The sequence below is a fragment of the Kitasatospora sp. NPDC091257 genome, from assembly GCF_044757675.1.
Lineage (GTDB): Bacteria > Actinomycetota > Actinomycetes > Streptomycetales > Streptomycetaceae > Kitasatospora > Kitasatospora lactacystinica.
Genome location: NZ_JBIVVI010001877.1, coordinates 1 through 1076, shown reverse-complemented (window position 1 = coordinate 1076; position 1076 = coordinate 1). Strand labels below are relative to the sequence as shown.

The window sequence follows — 1076 nt, the reverse complement described above, 5'->3', positions numbered from 1 at the left end:
CCACCCCCGTACCGCCGCCCCGGCCCTTCTGCCACCCTTGGAAACACCAGCTCCAGGAGTCACGATGCTCCGTTCCGCCCTTCTCGCGGCCTCCCGGTCCCCGCAGGTCCGCACCGTGGTCGAGAGTTTCCCGCCGACCCACGCGATAGTCGAGCGCTTCGTCGCCGGCGACGTCCTCGACGACGCCGTCACCGCCACGGACGACCTGATCGCCACCGGCCGCAAGGTCACCCTGGACCACCTCGGCGAGGACACCCAGGACGCCGCCCAGGCCGCCGGCACCGCCGAGGCCTACGAGCACCTGCTCAAGGCCCTCAAGGACACCGGCCTCGCGGCCGGCGCCGAGGTGTCGGTCAAGCTGTCGGCCGTCGGCCAGTTCCTCCCGGTGGACGGCGAGAAGATCGCGCTGGAGAACGCCCGCCGCATCTGCGAGGCCGCCGCCGACGCCGGCACCACGGTGACCCTCGACATGGAGGACCACACCACCACCGACTCCACCCTCGCCATCGCGCGCGAGCTGCGGGCGGACTTCCCCTGGCTGGGCGTCGTGCTCCAGGCCTACCTGCGCCGCACCGAGGCCGACTGCCGCGACTTCTCGAGTGAGGGCTCCCGCGTGCGCCTGTGCAAGGGCGCCTACAAGGAGCCCGAGTCGGTCGCCTTCCAGGGCAAGCACGAGGTCGACCTCGCGTACGTCCGCGCCCTGAAGGTCCTGATGGCGGGCGAGGGCTACCCGATGATCGCCTCGCACGACCCCAACATGATCAAGATCGCCGGCCAGCTGGCCCAGTGGAACGGCCGCAAGCGGGACTCCTTCGAGTATCAGATGCTGTTCGGCATCCGCCCCGAGGAGCAGCTGCGCCTCGCCGGCGAGGGCAACACGATGCGCGTGTACCTCCCGTACGGCCAGGAGTGGTACGGGTACTTCATGCGCCGCCTCGCGGAGCGCCCGGCCAACCTGACCTTCTTCCTGCGCGCCATGGCTCCCTGGTGGCTCCCGCCCATCCAGGAGTGGATCCGGCCGTCCAGCGAGAGCATGACGAACATGCCGTTGGCGTCGAGTCCGTCGTCGTGCTCCT

The 1076-nt window shown here is 70.4% G+C and carries 1 pseudogene; it reads left to right on the top strand.

The annotated features are described in order from the left end of the window. Positions 1–64: 64 nt before the first annotated feature. Positions 65–982, top strand: a pseudogene (locus ACIQOV_RS42625) (proline dehydrogenase family protein); the annotation flags it as partial. Positions 983–1076 lie beyond the last annotated feature (94 nt).